The following is a 21818-nucleotide window of genomic DNA, read 5'->3' as shown; positions in this document are numbered from 1 at the left end:
CGGGTAATAGACGAACCAAATGCTCAAAACTAAGACGTATGTATTTAAAGTATTTTATTTAACGATTGAACGCGCTAGAATAAAAATTTGTTAATCTAGTAAATTCAATAAAAAAAGCGCAAATCCTTTTCGTTGGATTTGCACTTCTCATTTTTTGAGGGCTTACTTACTCTCCCACCATACCGTCGTTATCTCGATCGTCCATATAAGGGTATAACCAATGATCACGTGTTATTGGCATACTATAACCTGCTGCTTTTGCCTCGCTAATCGTCACCTGACCATTACCGTTTGTATCAACCGAAGAGATATCATGGTTTGTGTTTGAACTTGTGTTTGAAATTGTTGAATTAGATGGCTTACTTTCTGTTAAACCAAGTGATTCGTTTACTTCATCAGGGTTCACATTGTCAAATTTATCAACGATCACTTTACCTTTTAAAGTATAAGTATATTGATAACTTGAAGGAATCTGCGTTTTTGTATTCGGATATGTGATAATTGCTTCGAAATTTGTAGCTCCACCAGCTTTTCGAATCGCGTCTTCCATATAAGCTTGATCACCATGTCGGTTAAGCGTGCTATTTTGAGGGGTAATGTTATAAGCATTTGATACCCCACCTAAAGAATCAGCAATGATATGTCCTTCATCTAAATCTTTACTTTCTACACCAGGTACCTTTGCCTCATCAGCGTAGTATCTGCCAGTTGATAATACAGGTTCATTGCGATCATCTTGTAGAATGATTTCGTCAGCAATGACACGTACTAATTGCCCATATTCATTTGTAAATGCCCAATATTGACGGTCCCCGAAACCGATGTCAACGACAACGTTTGGTTCACGATATCCAGATAAATCACCACCATCAACTTCAATAAGTTTGTATCCTGCAAACAATTCATTTTTTGATTGAGTTGGTGTATCTGCTTCTACCTGTTCTTCAGTACCTGTAGTAACGGTTTCTTCTGTTCCACTCGTTTGATTTGTTTCAACAGCACTTGCTTCTTGTGAATCTATTTCAACATCTGTATTAGATACATCTTCTATTTCAGTACAACCAACCATAAAGATGGTCATTAAAAGTAACAATAAATAATTCATTTTCTTTTTCATTTAGGACACTCCTATAACAGTTTCATACTGTTCATTCTAAAAATCTCAGCACGCTAAAATAGATTAACATAGTTAACCTATCGATAATAGTACTTCCAAAATATACCTCAATATAAATATTCATTTCCGATTAAAGGTACTACTAAATAAAATTGTCCTTAAATGAAAAATTAGCGCATATTCGTTCCCAAGAATCGCGCCATGATTATTCTGTCTTATGCTTGGTATACTATAGCCTTCCTTAACAAAATAAACCTTATACAGTTCCTGACATTCTTAACAATTTACCATCCATTTCAGTATCTATCAGTTTCATTCCATTTTTCTTATAAAATGCGCTCTTAGCTCTTATAAAGTATGATAAATTCTAGATTAATATCCATAATCATTCGCAACTACTAATCTATTATCTTCCCACTTTTAGTGAATGTTCGATGATTAAATCAAGTAGCTTATGGTAGGGAATACCCGCCGCTAGTGCACTTTTTGGTAGCAAACTATTTTTTGTCATCCCAGGTAATGTATTAACCTCTATTACATATGGGATACCATCTTTATTCATCATGTCGACTTCAGCGTAAACACTACATTTCAATGATTTATAGCAAGTCATTGCAGCAGAACATACACGGGTCTGTATTTCGGGTGACAGCTCGACTACCTCTTCAATGGTTTCCACATCATTATATTTAGATGTATAATCAAAAAACTCACTCTGATGACGAATCGAAATCACCGGTAAAAGCTTTCCATTCAATATGGAACAAGTGATTTCCTCTCCAGCAATTAGTTTTTCGATGATCACTTCGGAATCCCATTTGAATACTTCTTCAATTGCAGGTATTAGAGTTTCTTTGTCATAGACAATTTTTACTCCTACACTAGAACCGCCTGAATTAGGTTTCACAACTATAGGGAACCCCAATTTCTCAACTTCATCCATTTTAACTTCTTCCATTAAAAAGCCAAAAAATCCCGTCGGTTCACTATAATGAATCCTTACGAGGAATAATAATGGAACAAAAAAAAGTAGTAAAACCTATTTATTTTAGAACCTCCTTTATTGCAGTGTTTCTTTCGTTATTTATAACTGTATCTGTAGCTGCAATGCAATTTACAGGATCTAACCTATTTAATTCAAATGGCGAAAAAATATATGAAGTATTACCAATGGGGACAGATGAAGCTGATAAAAAATTTTCTGAAAACATATTAAAGTACGATGGTATCATAGAAAAAATTAGGAAAGAACTCCCTGAAGGAGAGTTTGTTTACTTTCTTCCTGTTGATGCCTATGAAGAATTAGGGTTCACAACATTATTAAAACTGCATAATGGTACCACAATTAATAACCTGTCAGATTTTCCAGACGAAATGGCATCCATTAATCTGCATGAGAGCTTATTAAATAAATACAATTTTTCAGAAGGTACTATATACTATAAATTTCCAGAAATTGATACGGAATCTATTGCAGAAGAATTGTATAAGGAAGCTATAAAGAATGATTTGGAATATAGCATACAGGAAGGCACATTATCTTCAATTATACACTTTGTTGAGCTTAAATATAAAGTGAATGGAAGCAATTTTGGCGGAGTAACAATTCGATTAACTCCAACTAATGGAACCATGTATACTTCTGAAAACTTAGAAGAATATATTAAAATAACAGAGTATGGGACTGATTTTCTATATAATAAGGAAATGCAAAGTCTATTATTCGTTGTAGAAGATAACGGTCAGAAAATCCGTGTAGATGTAACTGTTAATTTAGTAGATGAAAATTTCGATGTAAAGAGAGAATTATTGCCGATTGCACTTAGCCTGTTAAATTAAATAGTTGACCTACCTAAGGTTTTGATTCAGTAAGGGATTAAAGCCTTTTTTAGCGAAACTTAATGTACTAAAGAGTGCTTTTCTTCAATAAGGTCCCCTATTTTTCACATATCCCTAAGTCTATTAAAACGCCCAAAATCCCTACTTTTATATTAAAAGCAGGGATTTTACTTTGTATCCAATTATGAGATATTAAATTAAAGCACTACACTACATTGAATAAAAAAATCATACCACAGATTTCTTGTCTATTTTCAACTGATCTACAATTGAAGAAATTAATGTATCAAAAGGATTAATTATAGGCTTAGTTGTCTTATTTTCAACCTCCTGGGATGCATCGACCATAGATAATTGAGCAACGGAGATAATTCTATCTTCTTTATTAATTTTATTTAGGAAATTGGAAATTTCTCGATTATACTCGTGTTTTAGACCTTGCATTATCAATTCAAAAGTATTGTTAATGACAATTACCTCTATATCTAAAGATTTATGATTATTATTAGCGTATTGATTGAGACGCTTCATAGTCCCATTAACAGTTGCAGGATTTGTAAATAGGATTGTCTGAGGTTGCTTTATATTACAAATGTATTCAAAGTAGGGTTCATCAATTTTTATAATTGGCAATGAAATTGAGAGTTGTTCTTCCTTTAAAATTGCAATATAGTTTGTGCAAGTAATGAGAATAGCATCAACATTACATTTGGCAATCCACTCTATTTGCTCTTTAACTTTGTTTTGAGCATCTACTGCTTTAAAATTCTCGTCTGATGTAACTCGATACATTAATGCGGGGTCAACAAAATGTATTAATTCAATGTCATAAGAGGAAAGTGCGTTTTCGATATACTCAATATTTGAAAAATGGGCGTGTAGACATCCTAATCTTTTTTTCAATTGTATTCCACCTCTAATATATTTCTGACTATTCTATCAGTATATATGGATATATCTATGAAAGAGAGGGTAAAACCCCAACTGTTTCTTTCACTATCCTCCACAAAGAATTTTCATGGTAGTTCAATATGATATTTAATACGTAACACGGTCATTTTAAAAGAACAAACGCTTTTAGAATAGAAGAGATTTATATATCTCTCCGATAATCCCTTCCAATTGATGAACACCTAATTCTGCATTCGTCATAATAACAGCACCTTTTTCCAAGTATGGATATGCCACCATCATACATTGAAAACCTACTCCCCAACCGAGTGATGTAATTTTTAGTTCTTTTTCGGAGCCTTCAAGAAACACACCTAATCCTGTCCAGCTTCTACCTCTTTGCGGGGTTATCATTTCTTTTGCTAAGCTTTCCGATAGACCCAACTTACTTTCTCCTTTTATTGCATTCATTAACTCAAGAACTAATTCAGCTAAATCCGAAGAAGTTGTCCATAGTCCAGAAGCTGCTGGATAAGGATAAATAGGGATTTTTCCTTCTACTAATTCCCCGTTTTTGTTATGACCACAAGAAAAGTTACCTCTATCCACTTCCGACATTGTTGTATATAATTTGCTATTCTTGATTCCTAGTGGTTCAAATATGAACTCATTTACCACTTGATAAAACTGCTTTTTCGTTACATCTTCTATTAGTTGCTGAATAATACAAAATCCTGCATCTGAATAATGGAATTCACTCTCTGGCTCGAATTGAACTTCAATAGGAACCTTACAATAATGGGATTTTCCCTCTAATAATTCAATTATCGAAGGAAAACCTATTTCTGAATTTAGTTCTAAAAAACTACCTTCAGGGTCTTTGATTCCAGATTGATGACTAAGCAAGTTTCTTAAAGTAACCTTTTTATTCTTTGTATATTCATTTTCAGGCACTTTCCAAGTAACAAGTCTTTTATTTACATTTTCATCTAAATCAAGATGTCCTTCTTCTAGCAACTTTATTGCTAACATTCCAGTTAAGAATTTACTAATAGAACACGCACTAAAAATAGAATCATCATTTACTTTTCTATCACTATTAACTTCAAGTGAACCATAATTTTCTGTTCCGCAGATTTGACCTTCTTCGAACAATGCAATACTTAAACCGTTTACATTATAATGTTTCATTCGTTCTTCAACTTTGATGTTTTTTAATTTCATTATTCTCCCCTTATATAACTTTAATAATTAAATTATTACACGAATATATGTTTGCATGTATTTATTTGGAAAGAATATTTCCTATTGAACAAAACTGCCGCTTAGTTCAACAACTTCAACAAAAAAGGACATTAATCCTTCTTGGATCAACGTCTTTGTTAGTTCAAGGTGTTCTTTTTTTTACTGGTACAAATAAATGAACCTTTGCTTTCCCTTCTGGGTCTTCAGCGGGGTTATTCATACTAAATTCAAGGTTATGTCTATCGTAATCAGGGTCATAGTCACTATTTGGTAACCATTGTTCATACATATATTTATATCCAAGATTCAACTTACTAGGAGTATCATAATATTGATACAATGCGTACTGCCCACCATCTAGCTTTCTAAATTGTATATTATTATGTATTTCTTTATCAAAACCATCAGGTATAGTAACACAGGCATCGTGACGACAATTATGACTTTCTACTAAATCTGGATTATCTAAAGAAATTCCTATGAAAGATTGTCGAGGTGGAAAGAGTTTATTTTTTATTGCCCAATCTAATAATTTCCCCCAATGTTCCCCATTTGGTTCAAAATAACTTCCAACACGCCTGAAAAACGCAACCTCATATTCAGGTAATTCTTTTATTAAGATATTCATTTCTCTCAACCCCTTATTTGTAATAAATCCTATCCATTATTAAAAGTCCTTCTTCAACTAACCTGAACCGTTAGTCGAATAAGAAAAAAGGATCGCCGCAGCAATCCATTCCTGAACTCTTGCCTCCGTTTAGTTGAAAATCTGATAAATCTTCATTCCAGCCCAAACGGTGATTACTACCCAAATCAATAATATCAGTGAACCAACTATCCAATTCTTACGCTTACCATCTTTCATCATTTCTTCTGCCTTTACTTCACAATCAGATAATACCTCCTTCGGTATCATCTTCAATGAGAACATTATCCCTATGGGAAGTAGAATTACCTCATCTAAATAGCCAAGAATAGGTATGAAATCTGGTATTAGATCAATTGGACTGAACGCATAAGCGACAACACAAGCAGTAAATACTTTCGCATACCAAGGTGTTCTTGCATCTTGATAAGCATAGTAGAGAATAAATATCTGTCGTTTTAATTTTTTCGCCCAAGCCTTAATTTCTTTAAACATGAAATCTCCTACTAATCAACTAAGTTTTATTTTCATTTTAACAGAAACTTCTGTACTTAAACTTATCTGCTCTGATAGTTGAATAAATTGTTATGTAAATATTTAATTATTGTTTTTCTCTTTTTTATTTGATATTGACTTCAATACAACCCCTATAAAGAAAAAAGCCATATATGAGATTTCAACATAAGTACCATATTTTACTCGAAGCTCATTCAAGTAACCCATTACAAATACTATTTTTAATAAAACCAACATACTCCCTATAAATAAAAATATATTAGAAATAGAGTTTCTATTCATCTTTATTTTTTCTCCCTATAAATCAGAATTATCCTTCTTCAACTCTTCTGCCCCATCATCTTAATAAGGAGTTAAATATATTGTAAATGCTGTTCACCATGAAAGACCTTCAATATAAAATCACTGGCAGGAACATTTTGATTTTTATATGAAAGTAAAAAATCCTTGTTATCATAAGGGACTTCAATAAAAGAAACGTCTATTTGACCAGCTATGCCAATACGCAATTTTAAATATGGTGCAAACGGTTTAAAGTTACATCCTAACGAACTTGGATTGAGATAGAGTCTCTTACTAGATTTAAAATGATGAATAATATGATGGTGTCCAAAACAGATAACGTCTGCATTGGATTTTTTATAAATCTCGTCTAGTTTGTCTGTATTAGGTTGATAATCAATTGATAAAAATCTATCTTTTTCCCCTAAATGATAATGAACAAATAAAAAGTTTATACCGTTTATAACTTTCTCTAGTTTCATTGCAATACTAGATAATCTAGGAATAAATTTCTTATCTAATCTAGATGCTATCCATTGATGGTGTTCTTCTTCCTCGCCAACACTGCTTGTTTTTTTCCCTTCAATTATTCTTAATATTGCTTCATCATGGTTTCCCTTTACAAATGATATATTTTCACGGGAAAACAAAATTTCAAGAACTTCATTTGTTTCATGACCAATTCCTATTAAATCTCCAAGACAATAAATATGTTCAATTTGCTTATCTTTATCAATGTTTTCTAGAACAGCTTTTAATGCAGCACTATTCCCATGAATATCAGTAATAATTGCAAGGTTAGTTTCCATTCTACTCACACCATCTCCAATCAAAATTGCCTATCTTCTACAACCCTTTCCAACTCTTAGTACAATAACTTCAATAAAAAAAGCATTAATCCTTCTTGGAGCAACGCCTCGGTTAGTAGTTACTTGTTTTACTTAATCGTATCAAACAACTCTATGTCTAAATTGTCAGTATCATTCCAACTATAAAATTTTTCTAAATGCCATTTTTCTTTTAGTCTTGAATAGTTGTTATCATCAATCCATTTATGTAATTCTTCATACCAGTTCATAATCTGATCATTAGCCCCTTTATGTCTTGATACAGCATATCTTTGGGATGGGACTGTTAGTGTTACCATATCAGATGGAATATCTTCATACTCTTTTACTTCAACACAAACCCAATAGCCATCTTCTTCAGCAGTTTGGTTCTCGACTACAAATACACCATATTGTAGTAACGGATTAACCACTTGTTTAATTTCATTGATACGTTCACTTAAACGCAGTGAGGCTTTTGGGATTTCTGCTAAGTATTGGTCACCAGAACACAATACTCTAAAACCTACTAATTTAATTTCATTAAGTTCTTTAATAGTTTTTTTCATTTTTGTTGTTTCTGCTATTTTAATCACTCCTTTAAATTTACAATTTCTACATAGAATATATACTTACCTTCTTTTTCTATTAAACTGCGAGGATAGTTGAAAATTATTTATTTCGTTTGGCTTGCCTTTATAAAAACATCTTTTAAACTTTCTGCATTCCCTTTGTCTAATGTTCCAAAGCCTTCATTTGCATGATCACTAATTATCGTCGCTGTATCATTTCCTTGGTTAAACCAAATTTGGTAATTCACAAGTCTTTCAGGCATGTTTTCATCAAAATTATAGAAAAATACCGCTTCTACATCAGGTTCTCTAGACATTTTAGGTTCTGCATTCGGTTGCCAATTCACTTTTTGAAAAGCATTCTCTACTAAAGTTAACTCTTCTTCAAGTTGAATGTGATATTCAATATTCTTTTCTAACGCCCCGTTAGCTTAATAACTTAATTTATAAACCATCATTAACGTCCTCAATTATAAAATGAAAGAATTTTTATGTACCTACAATATCTTTTTTAAGATTAATTCATCATTTAATGGAATTCCTTCATTTCCTATTAAAGGTATTGAGGGTTTTATATTTCTTGCTCTATTAACAGCGTCAGGAATAACATTTGTAATTCTGTAACCTCTTTTTTGATAAAATTTCAAAGCATGCAAATTATCATTTGTTGTTACTAAGCTTACTATTTGTATTCCCTTTTGCTTCGCTACATTCTCAACTTTTTCCATTAAAGATGTGCCAATACCCTTGCCTTCTTGAATACTATCTAACGAAATAACCTCGAGTTCATGATCTTTAATGACATAAGTAACTAAACCGATAATTTCATTATCCTCCTCAAAAATGAAACCATCCAATTGATCGCACTGATAAATACCAGTTGAAATGACCATTTCAGGGCTTCCCCAGTGATCCTTAAAAAAAGAAACAATCTTTTCCCTATTATCTTTTGTAATTTCTTTAATACTCATTTGTAATCCCCCATTTTCCATCGTATGTTTCTTGCATTCTACACTTTTGGCAACATTCCCTCTAAAAAAACAGAGAAACCTATGATTAAGTTTCTCTGTTCCTTTGAATCTATTTAGTTAAATTTGCTACCTTTATTATTTCGTCATGATTGGCCGATAGAATATTGAATATATCATCCACTGACGTTGCAACTTGTAAAATGCTACGCTGTTCTTCACGAATAAAACCATCATCCAACATTTTCTCAAAATGTAGAATAAGCGCATCGTAAAAACCATTAATATTGTATAAAATAACAGGTTTTGTATGTAACCCAATTTGTGCCCATGTAAAGATTTCAAAATACTCATCTAATGTGCCGCAGCCGCCAGGGAGAGCGATGTAAGCATCAGCTAAATCTGCCATTTTCGCTTTTCGAGTATGCATGGAGTCAACTATATAAATCTCTGTTAAATGTAAATGTGCTACTTCGCGTTTTTGTAGATGTTCGGGCATAATCCCTATTACTCTACCACCATGTAGAAGTGCCTGATCAGCAATAGCTCCCATCAAGCCGATATTTGACCCACCATAAACAATGCCTATCTCTGCTTTTGCTAGTTGTTCCCCTAATTCTTTCGCTTTCTCTATATAAACTGGATTTTTCCCAGTTTGTGAACCACAATAAATGCTAATATTCATATGTTTATCCCCCACATTTTTCGTTACAATAAATTATAGCATTCAAATATTAACTAAATGTAAATAAAAGGAGTCGGTAACATGAAAATTACCCCTTTAGGTGTTGGTGGTGCTTTTACAAAAACAAACTATCATAACAACTATATCTTTCAATTAGGCGAAAAATTACTATTAGTTGATGCTGGTACAACTTTACGTACAAGCCTAACTGAAGCAGGCTATCGCTATACAGATATTGATTTTGTGTATATATCACATCTTCACTTTGACCATGTTGGTGGTTTAGAAGAAATGATTTTACAACGTTATTGGAATTTTGAAAATGGACAACATGCCCCGGTAAAGACAAAGATTATTGTGCATGAGAAGCTCTTACATTCAATACGTTCCATCCTATCTCACAGTTTAAATAATCAAGGGCAGGCTGTCGAGGACTTCTGTCAATTAATTACACCAAAAAATGAAGGGTCTATGTTTATTGGGGAATATACGTTTACTGTTTTTGATACAACCAATGCACATCAAGAAGGAATGATTAGCTCAGGATTTAAACTTAGCAGGAAGGGCAAAAATTTAGTTTATACAAGTGATATTAAACGATTAGAACAGGCAAATTTATTATCACAAATTGATGAAAGCACAGTTGCCATATTCCAAGATGTTAGTTTTACTACAAATGGGGCTCATGCAACGATTGAAGAAGTGTTGAGCTATTATCCTTCTGAAATTCACGAGAAAATTTATGCTATGCACTATAACGATAATGTTGGGGATTTTGAGGAAGTCATAGAGCAAGCGAAGATTCAACTTGCTAAAAGAGGCAAAATAATTGAGTTTAAATAATACAAGACAGATATAGCCTCATTACTGTTTATAATGGTCTTGTTTAAAATTATTATTTATAATCTATTAGTAATTGGTTAAGCAAAGAAGACTTACTAATATCGGCAAGTCCTATTTGTTTAAGTTATTTTCGGTAAATTGCTTTTTGTCTATAGGTAATTTGAATACCATTCAAATCCATCTTTTGTCGGAATTCCTTCTAATGAATTCTCATCTGCCGTCACGATCTATCTTACAAACTTGCTATTTCTCGTTTTCAATAGCTTGCTTCATATGTGCTCCTATTTTTAGGATATCTCCCAGTTAAAGTTCTTATAAAACCTTAACCTGAAATGTTTTTATATTTTTTCAGTTTCCTTTTGAATGATTATTTTTAACTATTACTTTTGGAATTTTCACTTTTCTAAATTTTGTAGTATCATTTTCTTGCAACCTTTTTATGTAGTTACAGGAGGGAACGATAAAGAAATGAAGAATAGGAAATTTTTTTTAATAAGCTTAATCTCTCTATTAATCATTAGTGCTCTAATATATTTTTTCGTAAGAGAACAACAAACGCAAACTTTTGCCGAAGCTAATCGTATTTTTCCTCCCGATAATGAGTTTTTATCAGTGATGGAACTATCTGTCTATTCCGAAGAAGATAATACTATGATTCCAGTGAATATAAACTCTGATATTATGAAAACAATAACTAAATTAATGAATACAACGATGGTAAGTGGGGATAACATAAGGGAACCTTCCAATAAAACACTTTTTGTTGAACAAAAATACATGGATGGCTCAGGTGCATACTTAAAATTCTCTCTATACCGCAACAATAACACTTACTATTTAGCATTTCCTTACTACAATTTTTCAGATGATGTTGAATGGTATAAGTTAAAATCTAACGAACTACCTGAATTCTATTTGAATTTAATAGAAAAAACCCCTCGATAAGAGGGGTCTTTTGATTACATCATTATTTTTTGACCTGTTGGTGTATATTTAGCAGTAACCCAACCACCAACTGCAATATCGATATAGCCTCCATCATTAGTAGCGTATCGTTTAACACGCAATTGAACTTCCCATTTTGGATAAATACCTGCTTCAATATTTTTCTTCAATTCTAAGAAGTAGTTTTTGGAAAGCTTACAATCTTCCACAACATCATTCTTTCTTGATGGGATATATCTATCCATTATCTTATAAACCTTAATTATTGGTTCAGCAGGTTTAGCATGGTCTGGTAAATCGTCTGCAATCTTCATATATCGTTCATAATTCGCTCTAAATTGATATTCTGAAATTAAGTCTGCAACATATTGTTGCACCTCTCCAATCCCATATGCTTTATACAACGCTGAATTACCATTAATATCGATTTTTGGGTAAAACTCGCTATCTGTAACAGTTGTCATTATTTATTCCTCCTTTTTAAAATTTAAACTCTGAGCCATCTTTATTAAGTCGATAAGTTGTAAATGCTCGCCCTCGAACATACGCTGTTTTTTTACCAGTATGACCATCTGTAATATTAGCCATCGGAACTTGTACTTTCAGCAGAGCAATATTTGAACTCCACCCTTCCTGAATAGCTTTAAATGATTCATAACCAGCCCAAAGGTCATTTAAAAGTCGTTCCTTTTGGTCATCAGCCGCCTCTGCCGCTAAACCACCTAAATGTGCAGCTACATCTGCCACTCCTAGAGTTATTTTGAAAATAGCAGCAATTTCAGGGATTAGATTTAAGTAATGAATAATTCGACCCCCATCATTCCCCGATTCTACCATCGTATGCATTTCAAACTGTGCATATCGTAGATTTTTAATCGTTTCTAAATCTCTAATGTTTAACACTGCGTCACTTACTGTACTTGATGTGTATCGTCGTGCCATTTTGTTTCCTCCTTCGTTTTTTGTTTTTGTTAGCCGCTAACGATATTAAAAGGGCAATTCAATCCTCTTTTTACAACCTTTTAAAAAAGGATTTTTCATTTTTCTTACACATTAAGGATTAAGGGGGTGAGAGAATGGAATTGCAATACAAAAACAACGGCAAAGAATTCAGTCTTAAAATTTCAGTTAGGTTTCTGCTAACATCATTCACAATCGCATTATACACTTACTCTTTTCAGTCAAATGAATTAAGCAACGAAAATACATAACAAAAAAAGAGTATCTACCCATTATGGTTGGAACTCTTTTTAAAAGTGTTAATCATGTCTTTGAAAAGAGGAACCTCTGAAAGACATGCAAGAGCGATGATTTCAATTAAAGACAAGGAAACTCAAAACGAATTAGTAGAATTAATAAAAGAGTATGATTGGAATGTACGACAGCTTAAAGATATATTAAACAATTACTAACGCCAAATTCAGATAACAAAGATTGGTCAATATTAACAGAAGTTGGTTTTTCTGGTGATAAAAGTGATGCATCAAAACTCGATACGACAGTAGAGCAAAATACTGCAGGAATAGCCATTTGCAGATGGTATTAGTAATCTCGTGGCTACATTACCTCCAATGTAACAAATAACTAAGAACACAGAGAATCGTTATTGATACTCTGTGTTCTTTATTATCCACCTACAAACAAGTATTTAAAGTTCATATCTTTATCAAAATGAAAATTAATTAAATGTATTTTTTCATTATTTGGATCATCAATAAAACAAAGGAATGCTACAACTTTTTCAAATGCAATCCAATCGGTTATTAATGTTTATAATCATGCGGTTGTTTCTGCATTATTTACAAGAATGCTAGCGAGGATTTGAGGAGGTGGAGGCTTAAATTCCATATAAATATTACTATGATGGCCCTACTTGTAAAGAGGGTATGTCAATTATTCAAGGTGAACCATATATTCGCGCTTTTTGGAAAAACGGTAATAAGTACACTTTGAACAATAATATTAGGACACTGGCGCATAAGAAGTTTTCATGCGCTTTTTCTTAATCTAAAATAAAGATTGATAATGAATAAAGATTATATAATATAACATTATAAAGGGACTAATTTCCATTAAGGGGAGGGTAAATTAGAATGAATCGTTAGAAACATTGGAATCATTTTCAGAAGTTGTGATATTCATTACGGCCATTTCAAGTGTAATCTGTTTGGTAACATTCTATGTAAACTTAATAATCTATTTTAAAAAGTTTCGTAAAAAAGAAAAAAATACAGATATGAATATTGTTCTCATGTTTTTCTCCTTTTTGTTTATAATATCTACTACAATACCAGCGTTCTTCCTTTAGTTGTAAATTACGTACAATAGGCTTCTATTAAGTAACCAAGGGGAGATAAGAGCTAGATGCGTACATCCAGCTCTTTCTAAAATTACTCTACACGGCTTTTTATAAAAAGGCTTTGCGGTTCCCTAAATCTCACCTTTTTCAATGTCATTAATGATGACTCGTATAAATGTTGCTTTAAATCATCTCTAAATTCTGGTTTAGTTTGAATCAAGGAATAACAAATAAGTGGTTCGATTTTTTGAATTAATTGTTGGATCTCTTTTTCATTAAATTCTCCTATTCTTTTCAATTAAAATCACTCTCATTTCTTCTCTAAATCTCCAATGATTTTTGTTAAGTTATCTATTGAATTACGTAACGATTCTAGTCTATTTTCAAAGCGAATTAATAAATAGATTGTAATTGCTACTGGAAACCCAAAATTTCCTATTATTTGTATGAATTCATTATCAATCATTTCAACACCTCCCGTAACCTCTGTAGAGCCTTTTTGTGACTTTTTGTATTTCTTGTTGCGAAACATTATATCTTTTTGCAATCATCGTATCGTTCCAATTTAGGACATAACGATAATAGAGAATTTCTCTTTGCCTATCTGTTAATCTACTAATAGCACTTATGAGTAAGTTATCCGTAATAACCTCTTCTATAGTACTTGCCCTTAATGCTAATTGAAAATGGGGTTCAGAATTTCCATCTGCAATCGTATCCATAAGAGTTATGTCTTCTTCTATTGGGGCATTTAATATAACGTGTTGTTTATTTTCAAATTCCCTTCTTTTTTTATCAAATCGACGGGATTCGTAGTAAATCAACTTCCGCAAATACGCAATTGCTAGGATCTGTTTTGTATGCGAAGTAAATGCTTCATCAAGCTTATCCTTATTGGAGAGATTTTGATCATTTAAATAAGCTAAATAAAGTTCCTTATTCTCCTCGATAGTGATAAATGAATTGAAAATCGGGCTTTTAATTATATCTTCGTTCAATTGATACATAATAACACCTCTAAATATAGAATGTACGTTCGTATTTTGGGTAAAAAAAAGAACTATAATGCCTCTTTAGTTTTAATTTCTTTTCTATATAAAAAGGGATTTCAGAAAAGTAAAACACAACCCTCTAAAAAATTCCCTTTTTTATACAAAGAATAATCTAATTTTATCGTAAATCACAAATTATTCTATAAAACTTAACTACCAAATTATCCACATAAAATTGTATACGGTTCATAAATAATTGGAAGGGGCTACCAGGTTATGTAGCAAAAATGGTTAAAGAATACGCAATAGAACAGAGTATCATTCTTTATAAGTTTTTCCATCACAATGTAATGGGAGAACAAATAATTCACGGTTATGTTTTAAAACAGATGACCACAAATTAATAAAATATACGGTTGTAGGTCCGACTTACAAAAGTTGGGATGTAATTAATGAATGTATTCAATATATCACAGTAGAAGAACAGGCAGCATAATCAAAATAAATTCGATGCAATTTTATATATATTATCATTGTGATCAGTGGAAAATGAGAGATTCAATGGCATTAGTAGGAGTATTCGAAGAGAGTAAGTTAAAAGAAGTCATCATAGAAGATTTGCAAAACGATTACATCAAATTAGACGAACGAGAAGCAAAAGAAATTAAAGAAATGGATATTCGTACTTTGGAAAGCTTAATAGAGTTTGGCCATATTCAATTAATCGAATTAAACGAACATCAATAAAAAGAGCAAATAGAAAAAAGAACAAATAGAAAAAGAACAAATAGAAAAAGAACTGGAATCCAACATATTTCCAGCTCTTTTTTATATTGAACATAATAGAAACAATATATATATAAAAGCAATTATCCCTATAATTAGCAATCGTCTATTTATATGTTTAATTTATGTTCTGTACTAGACAACTGAACGGGTCTTTTTTATTGTATTTATTTATTTTTCTTAATTCCAATCAAACGGGCCATATTCATATTCATAAATTAAAGATATATCACCGATATAGGATAATTTTTTCCGAGCTTTAAGATACAGTTCTTCACTTGGTTCATCACTATTCATTTCACTATCTATTATTGTTTGTATAACAGCAGCACAATCGTCTAGCCAATTAATGACCACATCATTATCGGTAAACTTTTTTGTCTCATTAATCGTTTCGATTTTATACTGATTATATTTTGTTTTACTCATTCCAGGTTCAATATGTTCATATTCGAATTCATATTGACCAATCGATCTCACCCTAGTCATGAGGATTCCAAAATACTGTTCCTTCGTAGGTTCAACTACATCAAAGGATTCGTATGGCGCGCGAAATAGATGTTTTGAATCAATAAAAAAAGCATATCCATTCTCATAGAAAAGGATGTTGCTATAACCTTGTGGTTCAATACCTTCTTCTGGAGCTTCGGGTAACTCATAGTTTTTGATTAAATCATAGAATTCCTTTTGCTTGTCGTCTAATTCCATTTTTACGATTAATCCACTGTCGACAGCATAATTGAAACAAAATATATCTTCTCTTTTACAGTCATCCACGTTTTCTACTATTTCTAAATCCTCTCGATTTTCAATCTCTTTTTTCGCTTTTTCTAAAGTTTTATCGTGAACATCAACTTCTACACTAACTTCTTCTTGCTCGTCTACATTCCTAGTACCTTCTATAAGTTTTGGTTCATCCTCTATGACCACGTTTTGTTCCGCATCTTCTGAACACCCAGCAATAAATAAAAATAGTATAAGTATTTGTAAACAAACACCCAATTTTTTATTCACAGTTCCACCTCATATCACAATAGATTTTAGACAATATAATACCATTGGTGGAAATTTTAGTAAAAACAAAAGAAATATTTCTATTGGTTGTTATTTTTCTATCAACATCCCCTTTATATATTGTACGTACAAAATAATGATATAGGAGAGGATATTTATGGCAAAATTATTGCCTGTAAAAACTGTCGGTACAAGACGTTATCAAGTGCTTGAAGCTTCACCTACGGAGATCGCTACACAATATGTTGCAAATTCATTAATTAAAAGTGGATACCAAGGAGTGAATGGGAGTTTCTTTAATACAGTTACTCAAGCACTAGCTATGCATTACACAAGAGGCCAAACGAAAAATCATACAGTGAATCACGAAAAAAATTCTTGGACATTCTATATTTCTGACGATGAACGCTATTATGGTGGTAATCTGAGAATAGCTTGTACTTCTGCATTAAACTTAACTGAACTCGAAAATAAGGTAGGAAAAGTACTTTTCGCCATTGGTGGTAAAGACTTGTTTGGGGAAAGTCCACGCTACTCAGGAGGTACTATTTGGTCAACATCCGCATTTAGAACTCTTGTGGCAAGGGGCAGCGATGATAAAGGCAATGCTGTTATCCATTTCATTCAACCATTACAAACAGTAACAATGGCGACAATCAAAGAAGACTTAAACAGTTTAGGATATGATCCTTACTCTACAATTAACATTGATGGTGGTGGAACTACGCAAATGGTTTTTGGAAATTATAAATTTCTTCCAAAACCTGAATCAGATGGTTCAGCTAGACCTATGCCTTATTTAATTAAAATTAAATAACTCATTTCAATTAAAAGTGGCTTTGTTCTTATTATGAATAAAGCCATTTTTAAACTATTTTCATATTCACGATCCGAAATACCCCTCTATCTAATATACCTATTGGTTACCACAAAAAAACGTGTAAACAAAGTCCGATTCAATCTTGTCTACACGCTCTTTAACTAATACTTATTTTTTAAAACGATTCGTTTGTTCAATCATATAGCCAATTCGTTCAATAATACTCTCTATCTGTTCTGGATTTTCCTTTAAGTCGTAATCATTAATATCTAATCGTAGTACAGGGCAAGAGTTAAATTGGTCAATCCATTCTTGATAACGGCCATGCATTTCTTCCCAATATTCTCTTGGCGTATGTTGTTCCATTTCACGACCGCGTTCTTTAATTCTATCAATCACATCTTCAAGTGATCCCTCTAAATAGATTAATAAGTCTGGATGTGGGAAATAAGGAGTCATTACCATTGCATCAAACAAATTCGTGTACGTCTCGTAATCTGTTGGGTTCATCGTTCCTTTATCGTAATGCATTTTTGCAAAAATACCTGTATCTTCATAGATAGAACGATCCTGAATGAACCCGCCACCGTATTCAAAAATACGTTTTTGCTCTTTAAATCGCTCAGCTAAAAAGTAAATTTGTAAGTGGAAGCTCCATTTTTCAAAGTCATCATAAAATTTATCTAAATAAGGGTTTGAGTCAACCTTTTCAAAAGATGTACGGAAATTTAATGCTTCTGCTAAAGCAGTTGTCATCGTTGATTTCCCTACGCCTACAGTACCGGCAATCGTAATAACAGCATTGGAAGGTATATTATATTTATCTCTTAAATTCATTCTACTTGTACTCCTTTAAGCTGGTGTTTACTATATTTAATACTTGCTGTAAGTCTTCATCATTTTGTACAAAGTCTATTTTGTCGCCATCTAATTCAATAACCGGTATATCAGGATGTTTTACTTTAAAATGTTGAATGAACTCATGATAGTCTTTTGATAATTGATCCATATATTCTCTAGTAATCAATTTTTCAAATTCTCTTCCGCGCATCTTAATTCGATTCATCAACGTATCAAGGCTAGCATATAAGTAAATCACCATATTGGGCCTTGGCATATCTGAAGTTAATATATCGTAAATAGATTCATATTTTTTATACTCTGATGCAGGAAGTGTACGCTTTGCAAAGATTAGGTTTTTAAATATATGATAATCTGCTACAACAGGTGTTTGGTTTTGGATAATAAGGGATTTTACATCCGATAACTGTTTATATCGATTACAAAGGAAGAACATTTCTGTTTGAAAACTCCACTCTTCGATGTCCTCATAAAACTTCCCTAAAAATGGATTTTCATCTACAATCTCTTTTAATAAATGAAATCCATATGTATCAGCGATTGCTTTCGATAAAGATGTTTTTCCTACACCTATTGGGCCTTCAACTGTTATAAAAGGGACAGACATAGAAAGCCCCTCCTTCTCGTCAAAATTCGTCAATGCTTTACATTTTATCATATATAGTAGTCGAAAAACAGAAGTGGAGTAAAAGTAAGTAAAGTAATTATTAAATATAAATACACAATTTAGTAAGTTGCTATGGAAACTTCCATTCAACAAGATGATGTAATTCAATATTTTCAATCTCCTATGATACACTATCAACCAAGGAGAGATGTTTGTGGAATTTTTAGAAAAAGATCATCAGTTTATGCTTGCAGCCATTGATGAAGCGAAAAAAGCAGAAGCAATTGGTGAGGTACCAATCGGAGCGGTTATTGTCTACAATGATGAAATCATCGCTAGAGCTCACAATTTACGGGAGACTTCCCAAAATGCCATAACCCATGCAGAACTAATGGCGATTCAGGATGCGTGTAAAGTTATTGGGAGCTGGCGACTAGAGGAAACAACTCTCTATGTTACCCTTGAGCCTTGTCCTATGTGTGCTGGTGCCATTTTACAATCCCGCATACCACGAGTGGTATATGGAGCAAGGGATATAAAAGCAGGTTGTGTCCATTCCCTATATAACATGTTAAATGACTCCCGTTTTAACCATGAATGTGAGGTTACAGAAGGAGTTCTTGCTGAAGAATGTGGGCAAATGCTGAGCGATTTCTTCCGCGCATTACGTGAACGTAATAAAGCAAAGAAATTAGCACTAAGAAATAAAAATGAAGAGTAAAAGACAGGTTCATATTTTTGAACCTGTCTTTTATGTTTTTTGTGGTTAAAGCGTTATGTGCGGGTTTTGCCGGGTTATGTGCGGCTCCCACTTGTTTATGTGCGATTTGCAATTTATGTGCGGGTTTCTCACGTTTATGTGCGGGTTTGATCCCGTTATGTGCGGGTTTCGCGACTTTACGTGCGGCTCCCACTTGTTTATGTGCGAGTTGTAATTTATGTGCGGGTTTCTCACGTTTATGTGCGAGTTTGTTCCCGTTATGTGCGGGTTTCGCGACTTTATGTGCGGCTCTCGCATGTTTATGTGCGAGTTGCAATTTATGTGCGAATTTCTCACGTTTATGTGCGAGTTTGTTCCCGTTATGTGCGGGTTTCGCGCCTTTACGTGCGGCTCCCACTTGTTTATGTGCGAGTTAAAATTTACGTGCACGTCCCCGCAATTTCTAAACTCTTACTTAAACTGCTCCATAAACTTCTCTAAACGATTCATGGCTTCTTCTAATTTATCTAGTGGCTGCGCATAAGAAATGCGGATATAGCCTTCTCCGTAACTAGAAAATGCACTACCTGGAACCGTAGCGACTTCTTGTTCTTCTAATAAACGAACACAAAAATCAAATGACTTCATATTTGTATGTTTAATCGATGGGAAGATATAAAATGCACCTTCTGGCTTCACAACATCAATCCCCATGGATACTAAACGATTATAAACTAAATCACGTCTCTTTTTATATTCATTTTTCATCTCAATCGGATCGTCTTTACCAACTGATAATGCTTCCAACGCTGCATATTGGCTAATACTAGATTCACAGCTTAAGAAATAGGCAATTACTTTTGTAATTTCCTTTGAAATATAGGCAGGGGCTAGTGTATATCCAATTCGCCAACCTGTCATGGAGTGAGATTTAGATACGCCGTTAACAACGATCGTTTTCTCACGCATACCTTCAAAACTAGCGATGGAATGATGTTTTTTATCAAAAATTAATTCACTATAAATTTCATCAGAAACGATAAAGATCTCTTTATCTTTTAATAAGGTTGCTATTTCTTTTAACTGACTTTCCTCGATAATTGTCCCTACTGGATTTGCAGGGGAACATAGGAAGATTGCTCTTGTTTGTTCCGTAATATATTTTTCTATTAATTCAGCCGTTAATACAAAATCTGTTGATGTAGTATCTACATAAACAGGAACCCCGCCGAACATTTCAATGATTGGAACATAGCCAGGGTATACAGGTGCTGGGATGATTACTTCACAGCCTTCAGATAAAATCGTACGTAATACAGCCATAATAGCCCCAGAAGCCCCATGTGTCACAACCACTTCGTTTTCCGGATTATACTTTAACCCGTATTTCTCCTCATTAAATTGGGCAATTGCTTTTCGCAATTCTAAAAGACCAGCGTTTGGTGTATAAGAAGTGAAATTTTGATCAATTGCACTTTTAGCACTTTCTTTCACATGATCAGGAGTTGGAAAATCCGGTTGTCCAATTGAAAGATTGATTGCATTTGGATAATCTACAAGCATACTTGTAAATTTTCGGATTCCTGAAATTTCTTGTTTTTTTAAGTTTTGATAAATAAGATGTTCCACAGTTGTTGTTCCCCTTCAACGTTTTATATTTCAATATTATAAAACAATGAAGAAACTTTCAGTACATTCTAAGTAAAATTTATTTATTGGAAAGAAGTGATTCTGCAATTGTAAATGAACCTTCTGTTTTTTCTTGTACTTCTTCAACGGTTACTCCTGGTGCTGTTTCAATTAACACCATTCCCTCATTAGTAAAGTCAAACACAGCTAATTCTGTAATGAGTCGATGTACAACACCTTTACCTGTTAATGGCAATGTACATGTTTTCTTAATTTTAGATTCCCCATGTTTGTTTACGTGTTCCATAATGACTACAACACGTTTAGCACCTGTCACAAGGTCCATGGCACCACCCATACCCTTTATCATCTTTCCAGGAATCATCCAGTTAGCCAAATCTCCTGTTTCAGACACTTCCATAGCTCCGAGAATAGCTAAATCAATATGTCCACCACGAATCATAGCGAAGGATTCTGCACTATCAAAAAATGATCCACCTGGTACGATCGTTACTGTCTCTTTCCCGGCATTGATAAGATCCGCGTCCACTTCATCTTCAGTTGGATAAGGTCCAATTCCAAGCATCCCATTTTCAGATTGTAGTAACACATTAAAGTCTGCAGGAATTTCATTGGCTACAAGAGTTGGCATACCAATCCCTAGGTTTACGTTCATGCCGTCTTCAATCTCTTTTACTGCTCTTTGAACAATTCTTCTTCTTACATCCATTGGA

At 33.1% G+C, this 21818-nt stretch carries 28 protein-coding genes and 1 pseudogene; 7 read left to right on the top strand and 22 right to left on the bottom strand.

What is annotated here, in order from left to right; translation table 11 throughout:
- Positions 1 to 166: 166 nt before the first annotated feature.
- On the bottom strand, positions 167 to 1117 hold the full coding sequence (locus ACOQFO_RS08055; RefSeq protein WP_421689170.1) for a DNA/RNA non-specific endonuclease: 951 nt from the start codon (positions 1115 to 1117) through the stop codon (positions 167 to 169).
- 406 nt (positions 1118 to 1523) lie between these two features.
- Positions 1524 to 2075: pseudogene (locus tag ACOQFO_RS08050) on the bottom strand (ATP-grasp domain-containing protein); the annotation flags it as partial.
- 56 nt (positions 2076 to 2131) lie between these two features.
- On the opposite strand from ACOQFO_RS08050, the gene ACOQFO_RS08045 reads away from it, so the two are divergent.
- Positions 2132 to 2956 carry a hypothetical protein gene (locus ACOQFO_RS08045; protein ID WP_421689169.1) on the top strand — a complete coding sequence of 275 codons (825 nt, stop codon included), beginning with the start codon at positions 2132 to 2134 and terminating at the stop codon, positions 2954 to 2956.
- A 228-nt stretch (positions 2957 to 3184) separates the two neighbouring features.
- Here the strand turns inward: ACOQFO_RS08045 and ACOQFO_RS08040 are convergent, their stop codons facing one another.
- The 10 genes from ACOQFO_RS08040 to ACOQFO_RS07995 all read right to left on the bottom strand — a co-directional run bounded on the left by ACOQFO_RS08040 (position 3185) and on the right by ACOQFO_RS07995 (position 9588).
- Positions 3185 to 3865 carry a hypothetical protein gene (locus ACOQFO_RS08040; RefSeq protein ID WP_421689187.1) on the bottom strand — a complete coding sequence of 227 codons (681 nt, stop codon included), beginning with the start codon at positions 3863 to 3865 and terminating at the stop codon, positions 3185 to 3187.
- Between the two features lie 168 nt (positions 3866 to 4033).
- A complete protein-coding gene (locus ACOQFO_RS08035) occupies positions 4034 to 5071 on the bottom strand; it encodes a serine hydrolase domain-containing protein (RefSeq protein WP_421689168.1) in 1038 nt (345 codons plus the stop codon).
- Between the two features lie 163 nt (positions 5072 to 5234).
- Positions 5235 to 5720 carry an AraC family transcriptional regulator gene (locus ACOQFO_RS08030; RefSeq protein ID WP_421689167.1) on the bottom strand — a complete coding sequence of 162 codons (486 nt, stop codon included), beginning with the start codon at positions 5718 to 5720 and terminating at the stop codon, positions 5235 to 5237.
- Between the two features lie 129 nt (positions 5721 to 5849).
- Positions 5850 to 6233, bottom strand: coding sequence for a YkvA family protein (locus ACOQFO_RS08025; protein WP_421689166.1), 384 nt, complete (start codon positions 6231 to 6233; stop codon positions 5850 to 5852).
- Positions 6234 to 6335: 102 nt separating this feature from the next.
- Positions 6336 to 6536 carry a hypothetical protein gene (locus tag ACOQFO_RS08020; protein ID WP_421689165.1) on the bottom strand — a complete coding sequence of 67 codons (201 nt, stop codon included), beginning with the start codon at positions 6534 to 6536 and terminating at the stop codon, positions 6336 to 6338.
- Between the two features lie 71 nt (positions 6537 to 6607).
- On the bottom strand, positions 6608 to 7369 hold the full coding sequence (locus ACOQFO_RS08015) for a metallophosphoesterase family protein (protein WP_421689164.1): 762 nt from the start codon (positions 7367 to 7369) through the stop codon (positions 6608 to 6610).
- Between the two features lie 104 nt (positions 7370 to 7473).
- Entirely contained in the window at positions 7474 to 7932 is a 459-nt protein-coding gene (locus ACOQFO_RS08010; RefSeq protein ID WP_421689163.1) for a GyrI-like domain-containing protein, read from the bottom strand.
- Between the two features lie 107 nt (positions 7933 to 8039).
- The gene (locus ACOQFO_RS08005) at positions 8040 to 8282 is read right to left on the bottom strand and encodes a hypothetical protein (RefSeq protein WP_421689162.1); all 243 of its coding nucleotides are present in this window, start codon (positions 8280 to 8282) and stop codon (positions 8040 to 8042) included.
- Positions 8283 to 8432: 150 nt separating this feature from the next.
- Entirely contained in the window at positions 8433 to 8906 is a 474-nt protein-coding gene (locus tag ACOQFO_RS08000; protein ID WP_421689161.1) for a GNAT family N-acetyltransferase, read from the bottom strand.
- Positions 8907 to 9015: 109 nt separating this feature from the next.
- Positions 9016 to 9588 carry a TIGR00730 family Rossman fold protein gene (locus tag ACOQFO_RS07995; protein ID WP_421689160.1) on the bottom strand — a complete coding sequence of 191 codons (573 nt, stop codon included), beginning with the start codon at positions 9586 to 9588 and terminating at the stop codon, positions 9016 to 9018.
- 81 nt (positions 9589 to 9669) lie between these two features.
- On the opposite strand from ACOQFO_RS07995, the gene ACOQFO_RS07990 reads away from it, so the two are divergent.
- Complete coding sequence (locus tag ACOQFO_RS07990) at positions 9670 to 10431, top strand: MBL fold metallo-hydrolase (RefSeq protein ID WP_421689159.1); 762 nt, start codon at positions 9670 to 9672, stop codon at positions 10429 to 10431.
- Positions 10432 to 10899: 468 nt separating this feature from the next.
- A complete protein-coding gene (locus ACOQFO_RS07985) occupies positions 10900 to 11376 on the top strand; it encodes a hypothetical protein (protein WP_097151183.1) in 477 nt (158 codons plus the stop codon).
- 14 nt (positions 11377 to 11390) lie between these two features.
- On the opposite strand, the gene ACOQFO_RS07980 is transcribed toward ACOQFO_RS07985, so the two are convergent.
- Positions 11391 to 11840 (bottom strand): hypothetical protein, encoded by a 450-nt coding sequence (locus tag ACOQFO_RS07980; RefSeq protein ID WP_421689158.1) that lies wholly within the window; start codon positions 11838 to 11840, stop codon positions 11391 to 11393.
- A 16-nt stretch (positions 11841 to 11856) separates the two neighbouring features.
- Positions 11857 to 12318 (bottom strand): hypothetical protein, encoded by a 462-nt coding sequence (locus ACOQFO_RS07975; protein WP_097151181.1) that lies wholly within the window; start codon positions 12316 to 12318, stop codon positions 11857 to 11859.
- A 323-nt stretch (positions 12319 to 12641) separates the two neighbouring features.
- Between ACOQFO_RS07975 and ACOQFO_RS07970 the strand changes: the two genes are divergently transcribed.
- Positions 12642 to 12788, top strand: a complete 147-nt coding sequence (locus tag ACOQFO_RS07970) for a hypothetical protein (protein WP_170949563.1) — start codon at positions 12642 to 12644, stop codon at positions 12786 to 12788.
- Positions 12789 to 13766: 978 nt separating this feature from the next.
- On the opposite strand, the gene ACOQFO_RS07965 is transcribed toward ACOQFO_RS07970, so the two are convergent.
- The 3 genes from ACOQFO_RS07965 to ACOQFO_RS07955 are packed head-to-tail and all read right to left on the bottom strand — an operon-like array spanning position 13767 to position 14682.
- On the bottom strand, positions 13767 to 13973 hold the full coding sequence (locus ACOQFO_RS07965; protein ID WP_421689157.1) for a hypothetical protein: 207 nt from the start codon (positions 13971 to 13973) through the stop codon (positions 13767 to 13769).
- A 12-nt stretch (positions 13974 to 13985) separates the two neighbouring features.
- Complete coding sequence (locus ACOQFO_RS07960; protein ID WP_421689156.1) at positions 13986 to 14141, bottom strand: YvrJ family protein; 156 nt, start codon at positions 14139 to 14141, stop codon at positions 13986 to 13988.
- Between the two features lies 1 nt (position 14142).
- Positions 14143 to 14682 carry a sigma factor-like helix-turn-helix DNA-binding protein gene (locus tag ACOQFO_RS07955; protein WP_421689155.1) on the bottom strand — a complete coding sequence of 180 codons (540 nt, stop codon included), beginning with the start codon at positions 14680 to 14682 and terminating at the stop codon, positions 14143 to 14145.
- Positions 14683 to 15228: 546 nt separating this feature from the next.
- Between ACOQFO_RS07955 and ACOQFO_RS07950 the strand changes: the two genes are divergently transcribed.
- On the top strand, positions 15229 to 15414 hold the full coding sequence (locus ACOQFO_RS07950; RefSeq protein WP_421689154.1) for a hypothetical protein: 186 nt from the start codon (positions 15229 to 15231) through the stop codon (positions 15412 to 15414).
- A gap of 219 nt (positions 15415 to 15633) precedes the next feature.
- Here ACOQFO_RS07950 and ACOQFO_RS07945 read toward each other — a convergent pair whose 3' ends face one another.
- On the bottom strand, positions 15634 to 16467 hold the full coding sequence (locus ACOQFO_RS07945) for a hypothetical protein (RefSeq protein ID WP_421689153.1): 834 nt from the start codon (positions 16465 to 16467) through the stop codon (positions 15634 to 15636).
- Positions 16468 to 16624: 157 nt separating this feature from the next.
- Here ACOQFO_RS07945 and ACOQFO_RS07940 point away from each other — a divergent pair, with 157 nt between their 5' ends.
- Positions 16625 to 17284 carry a phosphodiester glycosidase family protein gene (locus tag ACOQFO_RS07940; RefSeq protein ID WP_421689152.1) on the top strand — a complete coding sequence of 220 codons (660 nt, stop codon included), beginning with the start codon at positions 16625 to 16627 and terminating at the stop codon, positions 17282 to 17284.
- A 171-nt stretch (positions 17285 to 17455) separates the two neighbouring features.
- Here ACOQFO_RS07940 and ACOQFO_RS07935 read toward each other — a convergent pair whose 3' ends face one another.
- Both ACOQFO_RS07935 and ACOQFO_RS07930 read right to left on the bottom strand, forming a co-directional pair.
- Complete coding sequence (locus tag ACOQFO_RS07935; protein ID WP_421689151.1) at positions 17456 to 18124, bottom strand: deoxynucleoside kinase; 669 nt, start codon at positions 18122 to 18124, stop codon at positions 17456 to 17458.
- Position 18125: 1 nt separating this feature from the next.
- Positions 18126 to 18755 (bottom strand): deoxynucleoside kinase, encoded by a 630-nt coding sequence (locus tag ACOQFO_RS07930; RefSeq protein WP_421689150.1) that lies wholly within the window; start codon positions 18753 to 18755, stop codon positions 18126 to 18128.
- Positions 18756 to 18963: 208 nt separating this feature from the next.
- Between ACOQFO_RS07930 and tadA the strand changes: the two genes are divergently transcribed.
- Positions 18964 to 19476, top strand: a complete 513-nt coding sequence (tadA, locus tag ACOQFO_RS07925; protein WP_421689149.1) for a tRNA adenosine(34) deaminase TadA — start codon at positions 18964 to 18966, stop codon at positions 19474 to 19476.
- A 450-nt stretch (positions 19477 to 19926) separates the two neighbouring features.
- On the opposite strand, the gene ACOQFO_RS07920 is transcribed toward tadA, so the two are convergent.
- Both ACOQFO_RS07920 and ACOQFO_RS07915 read right to left on the bottom strand, forming a co-directional pair.
- Positions 19927 to 21084 (bottom strand): aminotransferase A, encoded by a 1158-nt coding sequence (locus tag ACOQFO_RS07920; RefSeq protein WP_421689148.1) that lies wholly within the window; start codon positions 21082 to 21084, stop codon positions 19927 to 19929.
- A gap of 79 nt (positions 21085 to 21163) precedes the next feature.
- The gene (locus tag ACOQFO_RS07915) at positions 21164 to 21814 is read right to left on the bottom strand and encodes a CoA transferase subunit B (RefSeq protein ID WP_421689147.1); all 651 of its coding nucleotides are present in this window, start codon (positions 21812 to 21814) and stop codon (positions 21164 to 21166) included.
- Between the last annotated feature and the right edge of the window lie 4 nt (positions 21815 to 21818).

Origin of the sequence: Ureibacillus sp. MALMAid1270 (assembly GCF_049202975.1) — a bacterium.
Classification (GTDB): Bacteria; Bacillota; Bacilli; order Bacillales_A; family Planococcaceae; genus Ureibacillus.
The sequence above is the reverse complement of the archived record's forward strand: the minus strand, read 5'-3'. Positions and strand labels throughout refer to the sequence as shown.